This window comes from Butyricicoccus sp. OF10-2 (genome assembly GCF_003481925.1).
Classification (GTDB): domain Bacteria; phylum Bacillota; class Clostridia; order Oscillospirales; family Butyricicoccaceae; genus Agathobaculum; species Agathobaculum butyriciproducens.
This window is the reverse complement of record NZ_QUMC01000060.1, coordinates 1-1601: the sequence shown is the minus strand read 5'-3', so window position 1 is coordinate 1601 and position 1601 is coordinate 1. Positions and strand designations below refer to the sequence as shown.

The following is a 1601-nucleotide window of genomic DNA, read 5'->3' as shown; positions in this document are numbered from 1 at the left end:
CGCGGTGCCATGTACAAGGCACAGGAGCGCGCGGCGGTAGAGCGCCGCGAGGAGCATTGCAATCTGTTCAAGAAGGAGGTCAAGTAATCATGCCGAATATGAATCCGAAGAAGTGCCCGATGCCTGAGCAGGCGCCGGACGTCCGCAATAAGAACTTTGAAGAGGTAACGCTCGGCTACACCGCTGAAATGGCGATCGAGGAAGCACAGCGCTGCCTGAACTGCAAGAACAAGCCCTGCATGACCGGCTGTCCGGTACAGGTTAAGATTCCGGAGTTCATCGCTCTGGTTGCCGAGGGCAAGTTCCTCGAGGCGGCTGCCAAGATCAAGGAGACCTCCGCACTGCCGGCTGTCTGCGGCCGTGTATGCCCGCAGGAGAGCCAGTGCGAGTGTCACTGTGTCCGCGGCATCAAGGGCGAGCCGGTAGCCATCGGCCGTCTGGAGCGTTTCGTTGCGGACTATGCGCGCGAAAACAGCACCGAGAAGGCAGTAAAGCCGGAATCCAACGGTCACAAGGTTGCCATCGTTGGTGCAGGCCCGGCCGGTCTGACCTGCGCAGGCGATCTGGCTCGTATGGGTTACGAGGTTACCGTTTTCGAGGCGCTGCACACCGCAGGCGGCGTACTCATGTACGGCATTCCGGAGTTCCGTCTGCCGAAGGCTATCGTGCAGAAGGAAATCGACACGCTGAAGGACCTCGGTGTTGAGTTTGTTCTGACTTCGTTGTAGGCCGTTCTGAGACCATCGACGAGCTGTTCGGTGACGGTTACGAGGCTATCTTTGTAGGCTCCGGTGCCGGTCTGCCGACCTTTATCGGTGTTCCGGGCGAGAACGCAAACGGCGTTTACTCCGCAAACGAATACCTGACCCGCATCAATCTGATGAAGGCATACAAGGCAAACGCCGACACCCCGATCTACCACGCCAAGAAGGTCGCAGTAGTCGGCGGCGGCAACGTCGCAATGGATGCTGCCCGCTGTGCAAAGCGCATGGGCGCGGAAGAGGTTTACATCGTTTACCGCCGTTCTGAGAAGGAGCTTCCGGCTCGTCTCGAGGAGATTCACCACGCGAAGGAAGAGGGCGTTGTGTTCAAGTTCCTGACCGCTCCGCTCGAGGTGCTGTCTGACGAGAACTTCAACGTCACCGGTCTCAAGTGCCAGCAGATGGAGCTGGGCGAGCCTGACGCATCCGGCCGCCGCCGTCCGATTCCGGTCGAGGGCAGCGATTTTGTGCTTGATCTGGACTGCGTTATCGCGGCAATCGGCACCAGCCCGAACCCGCTGATCCGTCACACGACTCCGGGTCTGGACACCAACCGCAAGGGCTGCATCGTGGCTGACGATGAGCACGGCATTACCTCCAAGGACGGCGTATTCGCCGGCGGCGACGCCGTTACCGGCGCGGCTACCGTTATCCTCGCAATGGGCGCAGGCAAGCGCGCTGCGGCTGCGATGGACGAGTACATCAAGAATAAGAACAAGTAATTTCTGCTTGCTTATGCGAAAAAGAACCTGTCTTACGACAGGTTCTTTGAGGCTGTCGAAAAACTCCGTTTTTCGAGCAGCCTCTCGATTGAAACCACGCTTTCAATCGAATCTTGAC

General features: G+C 58.7%; 1 pseudogene. It reads left to right on the top strand.

Features of this window, described 5'->3' with window-relative positions:
• Positions 1-89: 89 nt before the first annotated feature.
• Positions 90-1483: pseudogene (gltA, locus tag DXB00_RS16065) on the top strand (NADPH-dependent glutamate synthase).
• Positions 1484-1601 lie beyond the last annotated feature (118 nt).